We start from the raw sequence: 21,171 nt of genomic DNA, 5'->3' as shown, positions 1-21,171 counted from the left end.
ATCCAAAGACTGTAAGTGAACACTTCAGTTATAAACATATGTTCATAACATTAAATCGCTATTCACATGTTTTGCCTGGAATGCAGGAGGATACTGTTAAAACATGTAGTGAAAAACTATTTGAATAGTAATATTTATAAATATAAAAAATGCGGTTTCTCCTCTCAGAGAAACCGCAACATATCAATGCTTTTACTATATTTTAAACTGACTCGTATACAAATCAAAATAGAATCCTTTATCTTTCATAAGAGATTCGTGATCCCCTCTTTCTAAAATTCTTCCATCCTTTATAACAAGGATTTGATCTGCTTTTTCAATTGTTTTAAGTCGATGAGCGATCACAAAACTTGTGCGACCTCTCATTAAATTATTTAGTCCTGCTTGTATTTGTAATTCTGTTCTTGTGTCAATATTAGATGTCGCTTCATCGAGAATTAATATATCTGCATCTGCTAAAATTGCTCGTGCAATCGCAAGAAGTTGTTTTTGTCCTTGACTTAAATTCGATCCTTCTGAAGCAATTTCTGTTTCATATTGATTTGGCAAATGCTTAATAAAAGAATGTGCAGATGCTGCCTTGGCTGCAGTGATGACTTCTTCATCAGTAGCATCTAAGCGTCCATAACGGATATTATCCATAATCGAACCAGCAAATAAATACGTATCCTGTAAAACTACTCCTATTTTACTTCGTAAAGAATTAATATCATAATCTTTTATATCTTTTTCATCAATATGAATTTGTCCTTGCTGTATATCATAAAAGCGAGTTAACAAATTAATGATTGTTGTTTTCCCTGATCCAGTCGGACCAACTAAAGCAATTGTCTCTCCTGGCTGCGCTTTAAGACTCACTTCTTTTAAAATCGTTTTATTCTCTGCATAGCCAAATGAAACATTCTCAAGTGCAACATGCCCTTGTAAATTTTGTACAACAAATGCGTCTTTTTTATTTTGAATTTCTGGTACCTCATCCATAATCTCAAAAACACGTTCTCCACCAGCAACTGCCGCTTGAATTGTATTCATTAAAGTCGCAAATTGACTTAACGGTCTTGAGAATTGACGAGAATAATTAATAAAAGCTGCAATAACACCTACTGTTGTCATTCCGTTTAAGACCATAACTGATCCAGTCCCAATGACAAGCCCCATACCTAAGTTATTAATAAAGTTCATACTTGGAAAAATAAAAGCTGAAAATGTATCAGCCTTCGTAGCTGAAACTCTTAGCTGTTCATTAATTTTATTGAAGTTTTGTACAGTTTCTTTTTCTTTTCCGTACAACGTCGTAACATCCGCACCTGTAATTGCTTCCTCAATAAATCCATTTAATTCACCTAAATCTTTTTGACGCTTCGCAAAGTTTTTACCACTATATGCAACTAGTTTTTTTGTAACGTAAAACATAATAGGTACTGTAATTAAAGTTACAATTGCTAAAATCCAATTTAAAGCGAACATCGCAATCGTTACACCTATAAAAGTTAACGCTGATGAAATAATTTGTACAACACTTTGTGTCAAAGCTTGATTCAAATTATCTATATCATTTGTCACCCGGCTCATTAAATCACCTTGAGAACGCACATCAAAGAACCGTAAAGAAAGCGTTTGGATTTTCTCAAAAATATCTTGTCTTATTTTTTGAATTGTTTTTAATGCAACGTTAATCATGACAAATGTTTGTAACCATGTTAAAAGTACAGTTACACCGTAAATCGCGATAAGTAACATACACATTCTTGCTGTACCACTTAAATCTTTCGGTACAATATATTGATCTATAATGACTCCCATAAAATAGGGACCTAATAATCCAAGTAAAGTAGTAACAACGACTAGAAATATAACAAACATAAGAGCAGCTTTTTGATAGCCCATATAGTTCCATATCCGCATTACAGTTCCTTGAGCATTTTTAGCTTTCCCCATCTTTGGCGTGTTTCGTCCACCTTTATTAGCAAATTGCCCTTGAAAATTACGCATGTTCTTCCCCACCTTCTTTATGCAAATTACCACCTTGGGAAAGATAAATTTCCTGATAAACCTCACTTTGTTCTAATAATTGTTCATGTGTACCATTGCCAACTAATTCACCATTATCTAATACAAGTATTTTATCCGCATCCATTATGGAAGAAATTTTGGACGCAATTAATAAAGTCGTTGTGCCTTTATATTTTGTTTTTAAAGCTGTTTGAATAGTAGCCTCTGATTTCGCATCAACTGCTGATGTAGAATCATCTAATATGAGAATCGGTGGTTTTCTCACAAGTGCCCTTGCAATTGATAGACGTTGTTTTTGTCCACCTGATAAATTTGTCGCACCTTGTGTTAAATTATATTGATAAGATTCTCCCAGCTTATTGATAAACTCAGTCGCACAAGCTGATGCAGCTGCTACTTCCAGCTCATCATGTGTTGCATCTTCTTTACCATAACGTAAATTCTCTTCTATACTACCTGAGAACAACAAAGCCTTCTGAGGTACAAACCCTATTGAAGCACGGAGTTTTTGCAAATCATATGTTTTAACATCTATTCCATCTATACATATTTCACCTTGATCAACATCATATAGACGTGGTAACAGCTTCGCTAAGGTAGATTTACCACTTCCAGTCGATCCAATAATCCCTACTTTTTCACCTTTTTGTATGCTAAACGAAATATCTTTTAAAACGTATTCATTATTTTTCGTATAGCTATAACTAACATTTTTAAATTGAATATTCCCCTCGATTTTCTCAGGTTCGATCGCATTCGCTCCGCTTATAATATCAACCTCTGTATTTAACACTTGCTGTACACGATCCGCAGATGGAAAAGCTCGCGCAATTTGAATAAATACCATGCTAATCGACATAAGTGACATTAAAATGATATTCAAGTAATTAATAAATGCCAAAATCGCTCCTACTTGAAGCGTTCCATTGAATACTTTTTCTCCACCAATCCATAATGTTGCGACAATCCCGCCACTTACAACTAGCATAATGATTGGCATCATTAAAGAAATAAGCTGCACAGCTCGAATATTTATCTTCGTTAAATTTGTATTTACATTTCCAAATTGAGCGATTTCATATTTTTGTCTTACATACGCTTTTATAACACGCACACCAGATAAATTTTCTTGTAACTTTGTATTGACTTTGTCTAATGCCTCTTGCACCTTTTTAAATGTACCACTTGCTTTGCTTGCAATTAAAATAATCGCAAGTAATAAAATTGGAATAACTACAAGTAATATTGGAAATAACTCTCGCGCTGTTACAAAAACAATAATTATACTTCCAATAAACAACAGCGGACCACGAACGAGAACACGTAATGTCATTGTCATTGCCGATTGGATGGAAGTGATATCATTCGTCACAATCGTTAATAATTTACCTGTTCCAAATGAATAACGATTATTACTAGAAAATGTTTCTATTGTCGCAAACACATCTTTTCGTATGTCTGTAGCGAAATTAACAGCTGCTTTTGTAGAATACATCATACACCCAAGCCCTCCAACTAAACCGAGTGCTGCTGCTCCTATCATAAGAAGCCCCATTTTTATTACATAATTTAAATCCCGATTTGCAATCCCAACATCAATGATATGTTGCATAATAGTCGGTTGAATTAAGTCCATCGCAACCTCAAGTACCATAAATAGCGGTCCAATAATAGCGAAGAACATGTATGGTTTTAAATACTGTAATAACTTACGAAATGATTTCATACATAATCTCCTTTTCCTATGAAATTACCACTGAATAATTCATATCCCTCCTTATTTAAGCGATATTTTTTGCAATTTCTTCATTACTTCTATTATATTATGTAAATTAATATTTAACATTATTAAATGATAAGTATTAATGACTTTCTGGTCAATACATATGCTTTATATTATGTAAATACAAAAACCGCATTCTTAATAAAAAGAATACGGTTTTTCATCTATATTTCTTCAATTGTAAAATTTAAAAACTCAGTCTCAAATCCCTTATTTTTAGAAGGACTACACGTGTAAAAACCTATTTTAATAGGCTCATTCCCTATATCCTCCATTAAATGAGCGATTCTTATTTGTTCCCATTGATGGCTCTTTTTCACATATATTGTATAATCACCGCGTTTTCGAATAATGCGAAAACGAAGTTGTTGCTTAGCTGCTTCAGTTGGATAATCTTGCGTTGACCAGTCAGAATATCCATTATTCGTTACGACAGCACCTAAGTGAGATGGACCATCTGGAATATATTCTAATGAAGTTTTCAGCCAACAGTTCTCCGAAATCATAACAAAAAGACCTGCTTGATCGAATTTTGAATTTGGATTCATACGTAACTGAACTTCAGCTTGAAAGTCTGTCATCATCTCATTATAAAATACATGACCATTCATTACTTCAAAACCATAATGTGTTTTAAGCCAAAAATCGGTTTCTGCTTTCGAACGGACAATAAACGCATGATTGTCATTAATTTTATAGTATTCAGGTACATTCATTATAGTGAGTTGCTCAATACTTTCTGGTATATACGATATATTCATAGCTCCTCCATAACAAAGCATTTATATAGACATTTAAAACTCCGCTAATACTGGGAATTTATAACCTTTAAAATCTAACTCTTTATCACTTCGAACCATTAAATACTTGCTAGACTGTAATTCTGTAAACTGTACATCCTCAACCCCTAATTGATCCGGAGAAAAATAAAATTCGATTTCCGTAAACCTTTCATTGATTTCTCCACATAATTCATCTAAAACCGGAAGTACTGGCGCAAATACTCCAAATAATTTCAACTTTTCATTGTCTACTTCATAAACGATTAAAGCATCTAGTTTCTCTGAATAATACAGTTTCTCATTCCATTCTGAATCATACATATTCAAATAAAATGAAGGATGGAAGTTTAAAGTTGAAAAACTATTTGAAAGTCTTTGGCTACTATCAATAGTTTCATGTATTAACTGTCTATTCTCTATATTATAGAAATCTAACTTTTTAAGTAGTGAATGGTTATTATTAATATTTTTATCATATGGTATAGTCATCAAATATTCCTGCACAACTTTAAATCCAAATGCTGTATATAGTTCAGGTTTTTCCGTAAACAATAATGCACATTCACATTTCTTATCAATTTCTTCTATCATTTTACTCATTAATTGTGTCATTAGCCCTTGTCTACGGAAATTAGGGTGTGTCATTACTGATTGAATACCCGCCGCATTTATTTTTTCACCATTAATTAATAATGGGAGTGAAAATGCCGCAACATTTGCAATCACTTTATCTTCTTGTAAAAATGATAAAGCTTTATATGTATCATCCCAATATCCTTTATCCGAAAAATCATTCAATGTTTGAGTTGTAATTCCAAACACTTCTTCAAATAAAGGAAATAACTGCTCTCTTTTCGGTTCTTCTATTAGAAGACTTGCCAATTTTTCAACATTCCCCATGTTGTACCTCCAAATGTTAAATTCCATTAAATTAGATATACTTATATGACCTACTCTTAAAAATAGAGGTCTTACCAATCAATATACTATCATAAAACATAAAAAAAAAGTCTAATTAATTTTATGTTTCGACTATTTGAAAATAAGTCGAATAAAAAAATATTAAGATTTTCGGATATTAATTAGTTTATTTTATAAAAATAGCGCTTTCTAATTAGCCTTTACTAATAGAAATACACTATTTATAATAAAATATTTTTATTCTTTTATCCCTTCAAGTCTTTCCTTCGTATTAATTTCTTCTCCACTTATACGCTTTTCAAAAGACTTTCTCCAACTATTTGAAAGTGCATTTACTTCTAATATCCTTTTTACCCCTTCAATATTTTGTTTTTCCTTATGCATAATACGGTTAGCGAATGCTACTGAAACACCTTTTGGATCAGACTGTAGTCTTTTTAAGGTGTCGACTGATGATACCCATCCTTCTTTTAATACACGAAAATAAAATCCTGTATATCCTGTTTCTTGAAAATATAGTGGTAACTTTGGAATATTATATTTTTTTGCTAATTTAAAACAAGGTTGCCTTGGTTGTGTTACCTGTACGATTGCCTGTCCTAGCTCAAACGTATCACCAATACAAACATCCTCTTCGCTCATACCACTAACTGTTATATTTTCTCCGAAAGCCCCATATACAAGATCTTGATTCAATTCTTTTTCCCAGTATGGATAGTGATCACCAGTATAAACACAAACTGCTTTATCTACTCCTCCATGATGAACTAAGTCAGCTTGTCCATCCCCATTAAATTTTACAAAGGATAAATATACCGGTTCCTTTACTTGTTTCTTATTTATGCCTGTATGAATTACCTTTCCGCCGTATGTAACCTCTTTTGGTAATCCTATATTTAAAGATAATAATTGATATTCATTAGCCATTCTATTTCCTCCTTTAAAGGTGTTACATGTATTTTCTCTCAATTAATTTTTACAACCCTCTCTGTTATTTAAAGATGATTATAAAACCTCTAAAATCATTGTTCAATTCAATTATTTATATAATAATGATAGGTATAACCTATTATTATACTTGAGGTGATTTCAATCGAATTACGACAACTTGAATACTTTTTAGCTGTTTCAAAAGAATTACATTTCACAAAAGCAGCTGAGAAATTAAATATTTCACAGCCTTCTCTAAGTCAACAAATACGTGCATTAGAGCATGAAGTAGGAATGCCACTTTTCGATCGAATTGGTAAAAAAATATCTCTAACTGAAGCAGGGAAGATTTTATTATCACATAGTAAAACCATTTTTCATGAAGTCGAACAAGCTCGTTCAGCTATTCAAGACCTAAACGGATTACAGCAAGGTTCCTTAACAATAGGGGCTTTGTTAACCGTTGTAAATTACTTACTACCACCAGCTATTTTAAATTTTAATAATTTATATCCTAATATAGAGCTTTCTGTATTAGGGCTTCGTACAGGAGATATTCGTAAAAAATTATTACAAAACGAACTACATATTGGAATTACATTTCTCCCAGTGCAAGATAAAGAGATTATCTCTATCCCTCTATACAAAAGCGATCTTACATTAGTCGTGCCCACTGGTCATCGATTAGCTGAACGTAATCATGTATCTATTGCTGAATTACAGAACTATCCTTTAATTCTTTTACCTAAAAATTTCTTTTTAACCGAACTAATTACATCTTATTGTCAAAAATTCAACTTTAAACCAAGACCAATTTTAGAAATTAGCACGATGGAATCTTTAATCCAAATGGTTTCCAAAGGAATGGGAATTACAGTGTTACCCAAACCATATATAGACTTTTTACAAAATAATAACATTCAAGCTATTAAAATAGAAAACCCTACTCCAACAATTGAAATAGGGTTAATTTATAGAAAAGATAAATATATGTGTGCTGCAACTCAAGAATTTATTGAACAACTAAAAAGCACAGTAAGTTCTTTCCAAAACTAAAAAAAAGAGATTATCCTATGAAACCGTTTCACAACGATCTAGTAGAATAATCTCTTTTCAAAACAAAGTAAACATTATATTAAACTCTTATAGATTTTAATGTACCTTTTTAGATATTGGAATATATTTAGTAAAATATGCACCAACTAGCAATAATACAATTGAAAATAACCAAGTAAAAGCACCGCCAAAGTGAAACCAATATGCAAACATATTTAAAATTGCGAGTGAAAAGAAGCAAATAGAAGTTAACGCACTTTTCAATCCTTTTATCCCGGTTTTTTTTCTCTTTTGATAAGCAATATACATCGCAATGACAAGAAAAAAGATAAGAATAAATGGTAACATAACTTTTAGCATTGGTAATCCCTCCAGTGTAAATGCACTCTCTTCATTATCATCTTATCTCATTTATCTTTTAGGCATCAATTCATTCTTATCTTCCCTCCAAAAGTCAGTATAAGTTTTATTTTTAAAGTTCACGTTCACCTCAGAAAACGGCATACTTCCTCCAACTTTCAATGAGTACCAGTCGTTTAAAAGTGGTGATCCGAAACAAATCTTCATTGTACGATCATGTAAATCGAATAATACAGAATGTAAAGTTCCAAACCATTCTTCATAGTTATGTACAGTCAGTCCATCAGGATATTCTTCTACTAACTTTTTTAAAGACTCTATGCTCACTTGTTCATATCCATTTAAATGCTCATGTAAAACATGATATCTCTTTGTAGATTGTTCTAATTTCCTATTATTTAATTTCTGAATTGATGAACTAACTGCATGGTTTGTTGATACAATAAAAGCTTGGTTGTCACCATCAATCGTTGTTGTGGATTTATGACCGTCAAATATTTCAATATGTGCTGCGTTTAAAGGATCAGCTACTATTAAATTAATATTACTAGCAATTGGTATTTCTTCTATTAGTGATTTAGCTTCCTGCACATTTTTACATTTCTCCAACAACAATCGAATTACCGCAAAACACTGTAAACCATTTACCATTGGCTTTCTTAAACCTGCAATGTTTCCTACTGGTTGACCACATGCTGAAAATGTAACAGATAATCCATGTTCGTTAACCCCTTCTGTTCGACCAAAATATTGAGTAGAAAAGCCACTATGTGCATACGCACCTTCAACATGCGTCGAGCAAAAACGCATATCATCTATTACTGGTGACAAATCATAATTTCTTAATACATAAGTGTGAGTTAAATCTGTCTTTTTAGGTAATACTGCACAATGACTACAACCTGCTTTCAATAGTGTTTGATAGTAATACATCATATTTTTTGAAGGAATTTTTAACACTTCACAAAAACCTTCAATTTCTTCATTAATTCCAGAACAATATTGATTTAATATATTTCTAGATTCTGTCCAATGGTTATGCGATATTAAGTTTTCTTGCTCTATAAATTGCGGAATAAGATAAGAATGTTGTTTCACAAATTCACCTTGTTGCTTACCAATTTCATAATGACTTCCTTTGAGCGATGAAAAATACCCCTTTACTTGATACATCAAATTCCCCCTCTTATTAAACATATCCATATCGTACCAAATGAATCCCATTCATTCTTGATGTTTTTTACTACCTTACCTTAACTCCATGCCACTTTAAAACCTCCACTAATAATTATTTACTAAATAATTATTTTTTTGTTAATATTGCTACAGAAGCTTTACTTCAAAATAAAATAGTTTAATATCAAATGAGCAAAATACTATATTGAACTTACTCGTAAGCAATCATCTAATTTTTGAGATTAAGAAACTTATTTATCAAAGCAACAGGAGAATTATGTATGAGCAATTGCAAACCAATTGATGAATTAACTATTGAAGACCTAAAACAAAACCCCATTTGGGAATGGGCAATAGATGAAGAGGAAAACGAAGAACATGACGAAACATGGGTAAAACCAGCAGCAACTACTAATTTTACAGAGGAGCTAAACGGTTCAATCGTACTAGGCGAACTATTCTTACATAATGGTGAAAAATTCCCTATGATGTGTGAAATTGACATTGAAAATAACGAGGCAGTAATTCGTTCTGTTGTTTATTATAACAAAGCAGAAAATGAGTATATTGCTATAGAAGATATTGTGAAAACGGTCGAAATGCCGTTATCGATTATTATTAACCTAACAATTCATGCAGAATCCAAAACCTTACGCTTCACTGCACATAAAGTAGATATTTATAAAAATTCAATAACGACTAATTTAAATTAAAGTTGGGCGAAATAAAGAAAACAATTATTAAATAAAGTGAAGCTTTAATCAGTGGGGGTCTTACTGCCCAGCAAATAGCGGGATAAAAACCGGAAAATGATTATCGATTCCCCGGTTTTTCAAACTAGATTAAAGTATTCCCTTTTCTACTAAAGTCTCTGCGATTTGAACTGAATTCCAAGCCGCACCTTTTAATAGGTTATCAGAAACAATCCAGAGGTGGAATCCGTTTGGCATATCAGGATCTTTACGTATTCTTCCGACAAATGTATCTATTTTCCCTTCTGCATATAATGGCATTGGATACAGCTGTTTACTAGGGTTATCCTGCAAAATAACACCTGGTGCATCCATTAATACTTCCTTAATTTCCGTAACGGTTGCTTCTTTTTCCAGTTCTATATAAACCGATTCTGAATGCCCTGATACAACTGGAACACGTACACAAGTAGCTGCCATTTTCAGGTTTTCATCTTCTAATATTTTCTTCGTTTCTTGAATCATTTTTACTTCTTCAAAAGTAAAATCATTGTCTGTAAATATATCTACTTGAGGCAGTACATTAAACGCTATTGGGTAATGTTTTTTATCTTTTTTCGCCGGTAATATATTACTTTTCACTTCTTCACCAGCAAGCATAGACTTAGCCTGCTCTTGTAATTCATGAATCGCATGAATGCCAGAACCCGATACGGCTTGATATGTTGAAACGATGATTCTTTCTAAACCGAATGATTTTCGAATCGGCTGAAGTGATGTTACCATCTGTAATGCTGAACAATTTGGAACTGCAATGATACCTTTATGCTGCTTTAAAGTATGCGCATTCACTTCCGGAACAACGAGCGGTACACCTTGTGCCATTCGGTACTCACTTGTGTTATCAATTACAATCGCACCACTAGAAACTGCATGAGTTACAAATTGTCTAGATACTTCTCCCCCAGCGCTAAAAAAGGCAATATCTACACCTTCAAAGCTAGTTGTTTTTGCCTCTTTTATAATTATCTCTCGTCCTTTGAATCTTACTTTCTTACCAGCGGATCGTTTTGACGAAAGCAATGTAACTTCAACTATATTAAACTTCATTTCATTCTCTAACAGTTCAATAATTTTTTGCCCTACCGCACCTGTAGCCCCAACAACAGCTACATGATAGCCCTTTTTTTTCATCTTTTCTCCTCCAATATCACCTGAATGAATATTTCTACAATTTCATTTTATACAGAATTTAATCATTTGGAAAATTAAAATACATGATATAATCATTCACAAATCATGATAATAAAAGAGGGATCGCTTATGGAAATGAGACATGTTAAAACATTTTGCGCCATTGTGAAGTATGGTAATTTTTCTAAGGCTGCGCATGCGCTAGGTTATGCGCAATCTACTGTTACAGCACATATGAAAGCTTTAGAGAACGATTTACATATTCCTCTTTTCGATCGGTTAGGGAAAAAAGTGCTACTTACAAAAGCAGGTCATCAATTTCATCCTTATGCATTAGAATTACTTTCAATATATGAAAAAGCGCGAGAAATCCCCCAAAATACAGATTATTTAGAAGGTACATTAAGTATTACATCTAATGAATCATTAGCGGTATACCGATTACCACAATTATTACGTACTTACAAACAGAAAAATCCAAAAGTAAATATCGTACTTGAAACAAACACAAATGAACAAGCATTACAAAAATTACGTGAAGGAGAAACAGACGTTGTCTTCATAATTGGAGAAAGTATAGAACATAATGATTTTATTACGCGTACTTTTAGTAATGAAACATTTGGATGGATTTTACCAGCTTATTCCTCTGCACATACAAATCCATTCCAGTTATTACAGGACACCCAGTTCATTTTTACAGAACAAAGCTGCGGCTATAGGCCAATGGTAGATCGTTTTTTACGTCAAAGTGGAAATATTCCAGCTAAAACATTTGAAACTTCCAATGTTGAAGTCATTAAACAATCCGTTATGTGTGAGTTAGGCATTTCAATTCTTCCTTATATCGTTGTACAAGAAAGTTGCCAAAAAGGACAACTATGTTTTCAACCTATCGAAACTCCAACAGTTATTCAAAGTTATGTAATCTATCATAAATCTAGATGGATTTCCCCGGTATTACAATCGTTCCTTTCCTTACTTGAACGAGACTAAAATATTAAGACGTACATAGAAAAAGAGTAATTGCCTAATAAGCAATTACTCTCTTTCATTAATTAGTATACTATTTATTAGTCTGTCCCCCACCTGCAATTAATTTACTACCTGAATATGTACCTTTGTTCATAAACACTTGATTAATTAATTCTTTTTGCTCAGCTACCGACATTACTCCTTTTCCTTCTCCTAAATTCCCACTTTGTAATTTCCAAATCTTATTATGATCCCCATCAACCTTTTCATATTTTCCTTGTTTCCATCGTTCTAAAATTTCTACATATGTACTTCCCTGTACAAGATCATTACTCTTTACAATATCAATTAAGCTTTCAATCCGCTCTTGTGTAATAAAAATATAGCCCCACTTTTGATCAGCTTTCGCTTTTTGATGTGCCATTTCATGTAATGCTGTCTGTATGTTCTCATCTGTCCATTTAAAATTTTTATTAAAACCACTATTCGGCAATGAATAATTTCCATTTTCTAAAAGCTTTGCATCTTCTGCTTTTACGTTACTATCAGCTAATACTTCTACTGCTGGAGCAGCTGGTGATGCCTTTTTCGCAGCTGGTTTACTATTATTTAAATAATGCAGCATACCATATGTTAAACCTACTCCAATTACCGCCATACCAGCTATAACACCTATTATTTTCAAAAATGTTTTCATCTCGCTTGTTTCCTCCCAAATTTCTCTGTTCTGACTACCTAATTATTTCTTATATAAAAACTGTTACTTCATTCCAAATATCGCATCCCATCCCCTATCATATTATTTATATATACTTCCTCATATTGTATTTCTTTTCCTTTTAAATTAAAAGATTATTCTGTTAAATATTGAAAATATTCTACAAATTTTTCCTTTATATTTATAAAGAAACAAAAAAACAACGATTGCGTTCTACAACACTCGTTGTTTTTACTTTATGCACGATTTTCTTTTAACCACTTCGTAATAGCATCTAACCTCGAAACATCAAAACGTCCTTCTTCACACACGTTCAAATTTTTTGAGTTTCTCACTATTTCTAATTCATTATTTCTTACACTTTTTGCCTCAATTAATTTACAATACCCATCTGTAACAGTATTTAAATTTTCATAATAACGCTGAAACGATTTTGATATATGTAAATGTTTTTCAAAGTTTCTCCTTCTTTTCGTTTCATCAGATACTTTCCGTTTTCTAAGTTCTTCATCGTTCGTATATAAATAAAAATATTGATCTGGAAAACCAATTTCCCTATTTATCATCTTTTCTTTATAAAAATTTTCTATTAAAGATAATGGCTGATTAAATATATCAAAATGAAAACACCAATTATAACTAAGTGGCTGATATATATCGCCATCGAGTATTACTAATTCATATTGCTCTGACTTCTGAACAGCTATATTCCAGCGCTCAACTTGTTTTTCAAAATACCATGTTCTATGTTCATTTTTTGGCCTTTCAAATAAAGAATTCACTTCAGGTATTATATAAGCACCATAATTCTTTTCTAATTCACGGCACGTGGTACTTTTACCAACAGCGCTTGCTCCCTCAAATGCTATTATCCCCATAATTTCTCCCTCTTTCATTAACTAAAATTTCGTTGTTTCACTTTTCTTCCCCATAACTTTCTCCATAAAACAATTGAAGCAATAGTGAGCATGATTGTTGTAATGATACTACCTTCAATTCCGAACGTGCCTCCATGCAATGTTTCTGGTCCATTTGTTATAGACTTAAAAATTGGAGTAGAATATACAGTTGTGCCACTAACTGCAAAACCATATACATTATATTGAGCCCAGTTCCAAATTGAGTGCCATGCACATATTCCCCACAGACCGTCTTCTTTCAATACATATAAAGCTGCGAAAACACCCACTAATATTATATTCGATATAGATAATATTGTAATTCCTGGATTAAGTAGATGAAGAAATCCAAATAAAAATGAAGTTACAATTATTCCAACCCATATACGACTTCTAACAGAAAGAACCGGGAATAACCAACCTCGTACAATAATTTCTTCCGTTGCCCCTTGTATTAAAAATGCAACTAGAGATCCTACTATTCCTACTATCACTGTTGAGGTAATATGTTGTACTTGCAATTTCACACTCCCCATTAATAATAGTAGAATAACTGGCGTTGAAATAAATAAAAACCCTATTAACGCACCTTTTAAATACTTTCTCATCCATTTCTCTTTCCAAAAGCCAATGGATGAAAAAGGTCTTTTTTCTACAAAACGAACCCATATAAATAAAATAAATATAGCTCCGCCAAACGTTAACACCATTCTAACATTGTCATAAATACCTTTCATGAATATCGTTTCAGCTTTCGGTAAAAATAACATAAATAACATAAAAAGTTCGCCTAAAGTCAAAAATATAATGGCTAATATTACAACAAAGACTGGATGGACCTTTTTTCTCCCTGCTTTTGCTGCTTCAATTATTAAAAATGAATTATTTTTCACTTTCTTTTCTCCTTTTATAATATTTAACTACCAACAGTAAACATCCATATTTTACTATAAAAAATACATTATTAATATTTACTCTAAGTTTTTCTTACATGATTTTGCATAAATCCAAATTAGGAATAATATATAAATAAAAGAGGTGCCTTTGTGCCTTTACTATTATCACCCAGATTACTCAGTGGTATTACCAGCACTTGCTATTTCCCACCATTTGTTGTAAGATAGTAATTAAGGTCAATTTAACACTATATTTTCTTTGCATATTATCAAGTATCAATCAGGGACAGTTTGTACTCCTTATGGGTTTTTGATAATATGTGAAATTTTATTTTCATTCAAATAAGGCCGATCATATTGTAATTTTTCTACTTTTAGGAGGCATTACCATGACATTAACAGGTAAAGTAAAATGGTTTAACAGCGAAAAAGGTTTCGGTTTCATCGAAGTTGCAGACGGTAACGATGTATTCGTTCACTTCTCAGCTATCACTGGCGACGGCTTCAAGTCTCTTGACGAAGGTCAAGAAGTTAGCTTTGAAGTTGAAGAAGGTAACCGCGGACCTCAAGCTAAAAACGTTGTAAAGCTATAATTCAAACAATAAAAAGGTTGTTACCAGCAAGGTTAACAACCTTTTTAATATATAACTAAAATTTTTTACATAAAAGGAGTGGTTACATGTATCGCAATCGAAAGAACGATGTAGCAGAAGTACCACCAGAACAAACCCCTGTTTGGGAATGTGAATCAGAGGATTGTTTAGGATGGATGAGAAAGAACTTTTCATTTGAAGAAGAGCCTAAATGCCCTTTATGTAAAAGTAGCATGAAAAGCGGAGAACGTTTATTACCTAAATTAGGTTAATTTATAATAAAAAAAACCTCTTTTAATTAAGAGGTTTTTTTATTATAAATTTATGTCCTCAATATCAGTTCGTACTATAGAATACAATAATGCATCGTGTTGCTTATTTCCTTGATGAATATATCCGCGCAATAGACCTTCCTTTTGGAAGCCAATTTTAGATAACATTCTACAAGAAGTAACATTTTCAGGATATGTAATAGCTCCAATTCTAAACAAACCTAAATCTTTAAATCCATAATCAATAATTTCTCGAGCTGCTTCTGAAGCATAACCATTTCCCCAATAATGAGGATGCAGATCATATCCAATCTCAGATCGTTTGCTCCATAATTGTAAATTGTTTAGTCCAATTGTTCCTATTAAAACATTCGTTTCTTTTAACACAATTCCCCATCGTATTGCCTTTTTCTCAAAGTAATTTTTTGAAAAAGATTCGATCATACGTGAAGCTTGTCCAAACTCCGTAAAAGAATTCATACCGTAATAACACGTCACTTCATCCAATGAAAAGATTTCATATATTTTTTGACAATAAGATTGTTCTATTTCAACTAAACGTAAGCGTTCGGTTTCTAATATAGGAAATGCCATAGGATCACTCCTTTCTCTCTACTCGTTCATTATATCAGAAAAAATATGTATAATTAGTAAAGTCCTTATTGTTCCATAAATCAAACATTTCTAATGGCGCATTCCCTCTTTATTCTATATACACGAATTGGATACCTTCTGATTGCCAATCAAACATGACGCTATAATTTCCATAAATCTAATTTTAAATTATCAAGAACTGTAAAGAAATTGTTTCTTCATTTTCTCCTTCTAAACAACCACCCTACCCCATACATTTATGGTAAAATATAGTTAATGTATTTTTTTATTGTGGAGGTGTAAATTTCCTATGTATATATTCATCGGCTTATCCCTCTTACTCATATTACTTATTTTTTTATTCGCAAAAAAATTCACACCAAACTCATTCATGATGACTAGCTTTAAAGGCAATAGCTTTAGGACATTTTCAATCGGTATTTTAATCGCTGCCATACTCTCACTTTCATATGGAACTTATCATGCAGTAACATATCAACCTAGTTATTTAGATATTAAATTAAAAAATCAAAATTATACTGTTTTCGGTAATGTAGGCGAATTCGGTTATTTCTCCGAAGAATTATTAAAAAAAGATACAGAAGTACAACTATATTTCGTCTCTTGGAAAACAATACAGTTAAAAAATCCGGTAATACTTATAGAATATCCTTCAGGAAAACAAGAAACATGGAAGCCAAATATCGTATCAATACCGGTAAATAAATTACAAGAAAAACATGATATAAAAGATATTTATCAACTATCACCGTATTCATTTAAAGAGTCTGGAGAAATAACATTAACAATAAAAGAAAACAATGTAAAAAACAATACAATTTCGATTCAAATAAAATAAATAAAAACTGTTCCTCCATTTTGCTGAAGGGACAGTTTTTATTTATTCTACAGTATTATTTATTTAATGTAGCCATTATTTCATTGGCTATATTCTTTCCATTTCCAATACACGCACCAATTCCGACACCGTAATATGAGGCACCAGCTAAATATACATTTGGATAAAGATTCGTCATTTTTTCTTGCAATGTTTGAACCGCTTGATTATGTTCTAAATGATATTTCGGCATTAAATCTTTCCAATTTGTAACTTTGACTACTTCTGGTTCACCTTTAATTCCGAGACTTTTTTCAATATCATATAAAGCAACTCGTACTAATTCTTCTTCACTATAATTTTTGATTGTTTCATATACCGGATTGGTGCTCTTATAAAACATTCTTACTAATAATTTTTGTTTACCCGATGTATGTTTCCACTTTCGACTTGTCCATGTGCAAGCATCACAATGTAAATCACTGTTTTCCGTTACAATAAACCCTGTGCCGTCAGCTGGTAGTTGTTCATCTAGTATGTCAAATCCTAAGTAAATACTTATAAGAGATGAGTTTTTAAATGTATTAAACTGCTCATTTAACTCATTAGACTGTAATAAAGTTTGTACTATATCATGTGGAGCTGCTAAAACAACATAATCAGCTTGTATTGTTTCATGATTTACAAAAGAAATCTCATATCGATCTTCTTGTTTACTTACAGCCGTCGTTATAGCACCTTTTTTTACGACAGTTTCAGTCAGCACTTCTTCTAAGCGATTAATTATCGTAGATAGTCCACCTTTAAATGATACGAATTTTTTATTTCCTGCTGATTGAAATTGTTTTTTATTCTCTTCAAAACCTTTAATAATACTTCCATACTTATTTTTATAATCCAGTAAATATGGTAATGTAGATGCCATTGTAAGCTCATTCAATTTACCAGAATATACGCCTGAAAGCACAGGAGCAATTTGTCTTTCCACTAACTCTTTCCCTAAGAAACTTTCTAAAAATAGAGCAAGTGATGTGTCTTTCGTAAACTCTTTATTTTTCGTTATGAAATCTTTTAAAGCTACGATTTTCCCTTTCGTTGAGACTAGCGTACTGCTAAACAGCGACCGGGCGCTCATAGGTATCCCAAATATAGTATCAGAAGGAATCGGATGTAACATGTTTTCAGAATATATGTAAGAAATACCCGTTTCATTATATACCATTTCATCTTCTAAATTTAAATCTTTTACAAGTGGCATAACATATTCATTACGAGCAACGATTGAATCCGCTCCTGACTCCATAATGAAATCCTTTTCTTCCACACTATGGATTTTACCACCTAAATACTCTTCTTTCTCAATAAGAATTAAATTTAAATCGATATTATAATCCTTTTTTAATTTTTCTAAATAAAACATAGTAGAAAGTCCCGTTATACCTCCACCGATAACAACAACTGTTTTCATATGTGCTGCGCTCCTAACCGATACAATTAATAATTCCTTTTTATTATAACCAAAAGTCCTTATATTCGACTAGCAAGTTGCGCATTCTGTAAGAAATTAGACAATATATTTGAATATATTTTCAAATTACCTAATAAAAAAGAACTATAACATTTACAAACCCCGTCATAGTTCTCTTTATTTTAAAAACATAAAGTAATTGATTAATTTGTCTAGTTCTTGACTCAATGCCAATACTTTTTCATGTTGAATTCCATAATCCGATACTAAATATAAAAGTTCTTCTTTTTTTATTTCAATTACTTTTTCCAATTTCGCTAGTTCCATGTCGTTTTACATCTCTCCAAAAATAAAATGTATGTATTTCAGTATAGCCTACTTACATAATTAGTAAAAGTAAAATACGCATGTAAAATCTTACATATTTGAAAAAATAATATACTACTAACAAAAAAAGAAACTAGATTAAGCTTCTTTTTTCAGATTATTAAAGTTCATTAAGAATGAATAACATACCGGAATTTTTCTAATGTTATATCTTTATAATTTGGAGCTCTCTTTATATGATTAAAATAACTAGCAATTGCAGCTGCTCCAAAATGCGCATGCCAAATATCATTTGTTTCTTTTTTGCATTGAGAAATAATTGAAAGGCCGCCTTTTAAAATACTTTTGTTTTCCATTTTCTTTCTCCCCTAATTAAAATCACTATATTTTCATCCTAAAGATGGTGTCAGGACAAATAAAATGTGATTCGATTCATCACTTTTATTCAAAAATCGATGCTTCACATTTGGTGGAATACGTACAACATCGCCTTCTTCTAAAAAATATTCTTTTCCCTCCAATTCTACGTATACTTCCCCTTTCATAATAACAGCAATCTCTTCCTTATCTTCATGGGAATAATGGCTTTCTGTTGTGTTTGCTTGTTTATTTAAATCCATCATTAGCATTTCAATACGTGCTTTCATAAAATCAGGTGTTAATACATCATATACAATGTGATCATTGTTTTCCCGATATACTTTTTTTCGATCTTTTTTCTTGGAAATGAGCGAATCTGTATCAATATCGTTAATAAAAAGTGTAAACAGCGGTACATTTAATGCTTTTGCAATTAACTCCAAAACATTTAAAGAAGGATTAGCATGTCCTCTTTCAATTTGGCTAATTAGTGATGTACTAATCCCTGCATACTCAGCGAATTCACGAATTGTCATATTATTTTTCTTACGATAACTTAATACCGTTTGTCCAAGCCTATCATGTATCATAGTAAAACTTCCTTTCGTCCATCATAATGCATATTTCATTGTCTTTGTGCTGACATACTAAACAAAGGCAAATAATCCTTTCCTATTATCTCCGGGACTTATATACTTACCTTTGTATATTATATCGCACTAAGTTTATTATAATAAACAATCTATCGGAGGGACAAACTTTGAAATCACCTATTCTTTCATATTTCATCTTATTTTTTGGTGTATTCGCCTTATCAACTTCAGCAATTTTTGTAAAATTGGCAGCTGCTCCTGCGACAATCATTGCTTTTTACCGATTATTCTTTGCCACACTGATCCTGTTACCGTTATTACTATTTAATAAAAATAGTCGAAATGAGCTAAAAACTTTAACGAAAAAACAATGGACATTCGGATTCATATCTGGGCTATTTTTAGCTGCACATTATGTACTATGGTTTGAATCATTACAATATACTTCTGTAGCAAGCTCTACAGTTATCGTAACGTTACAACCTTTGTTCTCAATAATTGGTGGTTATTTTTTATTTAAGGAGAGATTTACGAAAGGAGCGGTTATTGGTTGCCTCATCGCCATTTCAGGTAGTATCATCATTGGCTGGCAAGATTTCCAAATTAGTGGAGAAGCTTTATATGGAGATATTTTAGCATTTATCGCTGCTGGTATCATTACTGCTTATTTTTTCATTAGCCAACACGTCCGTAAAGATTTGTCACTTATACCCTATTCGGTAATTAGTTATGGAAGTAGTGCTGGCTTTCTTGGCATATTTGCTTTCACGCAACAAGAATCTTTCATCCATTACTCTACACAAACTTGGTTGTGCTTTATTGGATTAGCTTTCATTGCTACAATTTTAGGACAAACCATTTTTAATTGGTTATTAAAATGGATGAGTGCTACTGTAATTTCAATGAGTATTTTAGGTGAAACAATTGGCACTTGTATGCTAGCGTACTTTATATTACATGAGACCATTTCTTTACAACAAGGACTAGGAATTGCCGTTATTTTTATTGGTTTAGCATTATTTTTATTACAGCCAAATTCTAATGAAAAAGCATGACAGTATACTGTCATGCTTTTAACTATCAATTATGTACAATTAAACCATTCGGTCTAAAACGACTCATCATAATTTCATTAATAAACTTTCCGTGAGCTTTCAAATTCCCTATCTTTACCCCCTCTTCTACAAATCCAAATTTTTCATATAAAGCTTTTGCTTTTGGATTCGTTTCTAACACACCTAGTTCTACTCTCTCTAACATTAACCAATTATCAGCCAGATCAAGCATCTTCATAAGAAGTGCTTTCCCAATTCCTTTATTATGATATTCACTGTCTACCCCAATGAATAAATCGCCTGAATGAGATCTTCGGCCTGGACTTTGTGTTAAACTTACAAATCCAACAACTTCTCCATCATATTCTGCAACAAATTCAAATTGATTTGGTGCTAAATTTCGAATTCTATTTTCCATAGCTTCTACACGCATGCTAGGTAAGAAAACCATATACGGTAAAACGTCATCTTGTATACATATACAATGAATTGCTCTAGCATCTTGTATTTCTACTGCTCTAACGTTAACCCCCATCTTTCTCTCCTCCATATAAATAACAATATATTTGTGTGTATTCTAGAAATGTTCATGAATGACCTTCTCGTCCGTATTTCTTTATGTCATTTTTACATAATTATTCCGATATAATATTTAATTTCCAAAAAGATTAACAAC

The 21,171-nt window shown here is 32.0% G+C and carries 24 protein-coding genes; 7 read left to right on the top strand and 17 right to left on the bottom strand.

Going from position 1 to position 21,171, the window contains the following annotated elements; translation table 11 throughout:
• Window positions 1-195: 195 nt before the first annotated feature.
• The 5 genes from AXW78_RS11565 to AXW78_RS11545 form a co-directional block, all read right to left on the bottom strand.
• Entirely contained in the window at window positions 196-1,992 is a 1,797-nt protein-coding gene (locus AXW78_RS11565) for an ABC transporter ATP-binding protein (RefSeq protein ID WP_001243552.1), read from the bottom strand.
• A complete protein-coding gene (locus AXW78_RS11560) occupies window positions 1,985-3,739 on the bottom strand; it encodes an ABC transporter ATP-binding protein (RefSeq protein ID WP_061884149.1) in 1,755 nt (584 codons plus the stop codon). Before AXW78_RS11560 ends, AXW78_RS11565 begins: the two co-directional genes overlap by 8 nt.
• A 221-nt stretch (window positions 3,740-3,960) precedes the next feature.
• The gene (locus AXW78_RS11555) at window positions 3,961-4,557 is read right to left on the bottom strand and encodes a DUF1349 domain-containing protein (protein WP_001027685.1); all 597 of its coding nucleotides are present in this window, start codon (window positions 4,555-4,557) and stop codon (window positions 3,961-3,963) included.
• A gap of 33 nt (window positions 4,558-4,590) precedes the next feature.
• The gene (locus AXW78_RS11550; RefSeq protein WP_000528676.1) at window positions 4,591-5,478 is read right to left on the bottom strand and encodes a GNAT family N-acetyltransferase; all 888 of its coding nucleotides are present in this window, start codon (window positions 5,476-5,478) and stop codon (window positions 4,591-4,593) included.
• A gap of 258 nt (window positions 5,479-5,736) precedes the next feature.
• Entirely contained in the window at window positions 5,737-6,426 is a 690-nt protein-coding gene (locus tag AXW78_RS11545) for an MOSC domain-containing protein (protein WP_001262998.1), read from the bottom strand.
• 156 nt (window positions 6,427-6,582) lie between these two features.
• Here AXW78_RS11545 and AXW78_RS11540 point away from each other — a divergent pair, with 156 nt between their 5' ends.
• Entirely contained in the window at window positions 6,583-7,485 is a 903-nt protein-coding gene (locus AXW78_RS11540) for a LysR family transcriptional regulator (protein WP_046946310.1), read from the top strand.
• 96 nt (window positions 7,486-7,581) lie between these two features.
• On the opposite strand, the gene AXW78_RS11535 is transcribed toward AXW78_RS11540, so the two are convergent.
• On the bottom strand, window positions 7,582-7,845 hold the full coding sequence (locus tag AXW78_RS11535) for a hypothetical protein (RefSeq protein ID WP_000921852.1): 264 nt from the start codon (window positions 7,843-7,845) through the stop codon (window positions 7,582-7,584).
• Window positions 7,846-7,896: 51 nt separating this feature from the next.
• Entirely contained in the window at window positions 7,897-9,018 is a 1,122-nt protein-coding gene (locus AXW78_RS11530; protein WP_061884148.1) for a C45 family autoproteolytic acyltransferase/hydrolase, read from the bottom strand.
• A gap of 284 nt (window positions 9,019-9,302) precedes the next feature.
• Here AXW78_RS11530 and AXW78_RS11525 point away from each other — a divergent pair, with 284 nt between their 5' ends.
• Entirely contained in the window at window positions 9,303-9,734 is a 432-nt protein-coding gene (locus tag AXW78_RS11525) for a hypothetical protein (protein ID WP_061884147.1), read from the top strand.
• 129 nt (window positions 9,735-9,863) lie between these two features.
• Here the strand turns inward: AXW78_RS11525 and AXW78_RS11520 are convergent, their stop codons facing one another.
• Window positions 9,864-10,907 carry an aspartate-semialdehyde dehydrogenase gene (locus AXW78_RS11520; RefSeq protein WP_061884146.1) on the bottom strand — a complete coding sequence of 348 codons (1,044 nt, stop codon included), beginning with the start codon at window positions 10,905-10,907 and terminating at the stop codon, window positions 9,864-9,866.
• 129 nt (window positions 10,908-11,036) lie between these two features.
• On the opposite strand from AXW78_RS11520, the gene AXW78_RS11515 reads away from it, so the two are divergent.
• Window positions 11,037-11,903 (top strand): LysR family transcriptional regulator, encoded by an 867-nt coding sequence (locus AXW78_RS11515; protein ID WP_000425906.1) that lies wholly within the window; start codon window positions 11,037-11,039, stop codon window positions 11,901-11,903.
• 70 nt (window positions 11,904-11,973) lie between these two features.
• On the opposite strand, the gene AXW78_RS11510 is transcribed toward AXW78_RS11515, so the two are convergent.
• The 3 genes from AXW78_RS11510 to AXW78_RS11500 all read right to left on the bottom strand — a co-directional run bounded on the left by AXW78_RS11510 (window position 11,974) and on the right by AXW78_RS11500 (window position 14,392).
• On the bottom strand, window positions 11,974-12,579 hold the full coding sequence (locus AXW78_RS11510) for a PRK06770 family protein (protein WP_000846985.1): 606 nt from the start codon (window positions 12,577-12,579) through the stop codon (window positions 11,974-11,976).
• A gap of 257 nt (window positions 12,580-12,836) precedes the next feature.
• The gene (locus tag AXW78_RS11505) at window positions 12,837-13,496 is read right to left on the bottom strand and encodes an AAA family ATPase (RefSeq protein WP_116777498.1); all 660 of its coding nucleotides are present in this window, start codon (window positions 13,494-13,496) and stop codon (window positions 12,837-12,839) included.
• Window positions 13,496-14,392, bottom strand: a complete 897-nt coding sequence (locus AXW78_RS11500) for a CPBP family intramembrane glutamic endopeptidase (RefSeq protein ID WP_061884144.1) — start codon at window positions 14,390-14,392, stop codon at window positions 13,496-13,498. Before AXW78_RS11500 ends, AXW78_RS11505 begins: the two co-directional genes overlap by 1 nt.
• 392 nt (window positions 14,393-14,784) lie before the next feature.
• Between AXW78_RS11500 and cspD the strand changes: the two genes are divergently transcribed.
• Both cspD and AXW78_RS11490 read left to right on the top strand, forming a co-directional pair.
• The gene (gene cspD, locus AXW78_RS11495; protein ID WP_000176366.1) at window positions 14,785-14,988 is read left to right on the top strand and encodes a cold-shock protein CspD; all 204 of its coding nucleotides are present in this window, start codon (window positions 14,785-14,787) and stop codon (window positions 14,986-14,988) included.
• 86 nt (window positions 14,989-15,074) lie between these two features.
• A complete protein-coding gene (locus AXW78_RS11490) occupies window positions 15,075-15,260 on the top strand; it encodes a cold-shock protein (protein ID WP_000286203.1) in 186 nt (61 codons plus the stop codon).
• Window positions 15,261-15,302: 42 nt separating this feature from the next.
• On the opposite strand, the gene AXW78_RS11485 is transcribed toward AXW78_RS11490, so the two are convergent.
• Entirely contained in the window at window positions 15,303-15,854 is a 552-nt protein-coding gene (locus AXW78_RS11485; protein ID WP_000885386.1) for a GNAT family N-acetyltransferase, read from the bottom strand.
• A gap of 310 nt (window positions 15,855-16,164) precedes the next feature.
• On the opposite strand from AXW78_RS11485, the gene AXW78_RS11480 reads away from it, so the two are divergent.
• Window positions 16,165-16,713, top strand: coding sequence for a hypothetical protein (locus AXW78_RS11480; RefSeq protein ID WP_000275250.1), 549 nt, complete (start codon window positions 16,165-16,167; stop codon window positions 16,711-16,713).
• Window positions 16,714-16,768: 55 nt separating this feature from the next.
• On the opposite strand, the gene AXW78_RS11475 is transcribed toward AXW78_RS11480, so the two are convergent.
• The 4 genes from AXW78_RS11475 to AXW78_RS11460 all read right to left on the bottom strand — a co-directional run bounded on the left by AXW78_RS11475 (window position 16,769) and on the right by AXW78_RS11460 (window position 19,437).
• A complete protein-coding gene (locus AXW78_RS11475; RefSeq protein ID WP_061884143.1) occupies window positions 16,769-18,160 on the bottom strand; it encodes a protoporphyrinogen oxidase in 1,392 nt (463 codons plus the stop codon).
• 177 nt (window positions 18,161-18,337) lie between these two features.
• Window positions 18,338-18,487 (bottom strand): aspartyl-phosphate phosphatase Spo0E family protein, encoded by a 150-nt coding sequence (locus AXW78_RS11470; RefSeq protein WP_000417698.1) that lies wholly within the window; start codon window positions 18,485-18,487, stop codon window positions 18,338-18,340.
• 170 nt (window positions 18,488-18,657) lie between these two features.
• On the bottom strand, window positions 18,658-18,843 hold the full coding sequence (locus tag AXW78_RS11465) for a hypothetical protein (protein ID WP_000428904.1): 186 nt from the start codon (window positions 18,841-18,843) through the stop codon (window positions 18,658-18,660).
• Between the two features lie 33 nt (window positions 18,844-18,876).
• On the bottom strand, window positions 18,877-19,437 hold the full coding sequence (locus tag AXW78_RS11460; protein WP_000581041.1) for a helix-turn-helix domain-containing protein: 561 nt from the start codon (window positions 19,435-19,437) through the stop codon (window positions 18,877-18,879).
• Window positions 19,438-19,607: 170 nt separating this feature from the next.
• On the opposite strand from AXW78_RS11460, the gene AXW78_RS11455 reads away from it, so the two are divergent.
• On the top strand, window positions 19,608-20,495 hold the full coding sequence (locus tag AXW78_RS11455; protein WP_000841802.1) for a DMT family transporter: 888 nt from the start codon (window positions 19,608-19,610) through the stop codon (window positions 20,493-20,495).
• A gap of 25 nt (window positions 20,496-20,520) precedes the next feature.
• Here the strand turns inward: AXW78_RS11455 and AXW78_RS11450 are convergent, their stop codons facing one another.
• A complete protein-coding gene (locus tag AXW78_RS11450; protein ID WP_000538742.1) occupies window positions 20,521-21,030 on the bottom strand; it encodes a GNAT family N-acetyltransferase in 510 nt (169 codons plus the stop codon).
• Window positions 21,031-21,171: the final 141 nt, after the last annotated feature.

The organism is Bacillus thuringiensis (assembly GCF_001595725.1).
Taxonomy (GTDB): domain Bacteria; phylum Bacillota; class Bacilli; order Bacillales; family Bacillaceae_G; genus Bacillus_A; species Bacillus_A thuringiensis_K.
The sequence above is the reverse complement of the archived record's forward strand: the minus strand, read 5'-3'. Positions and strand labels throughout refer to the sequence as shown.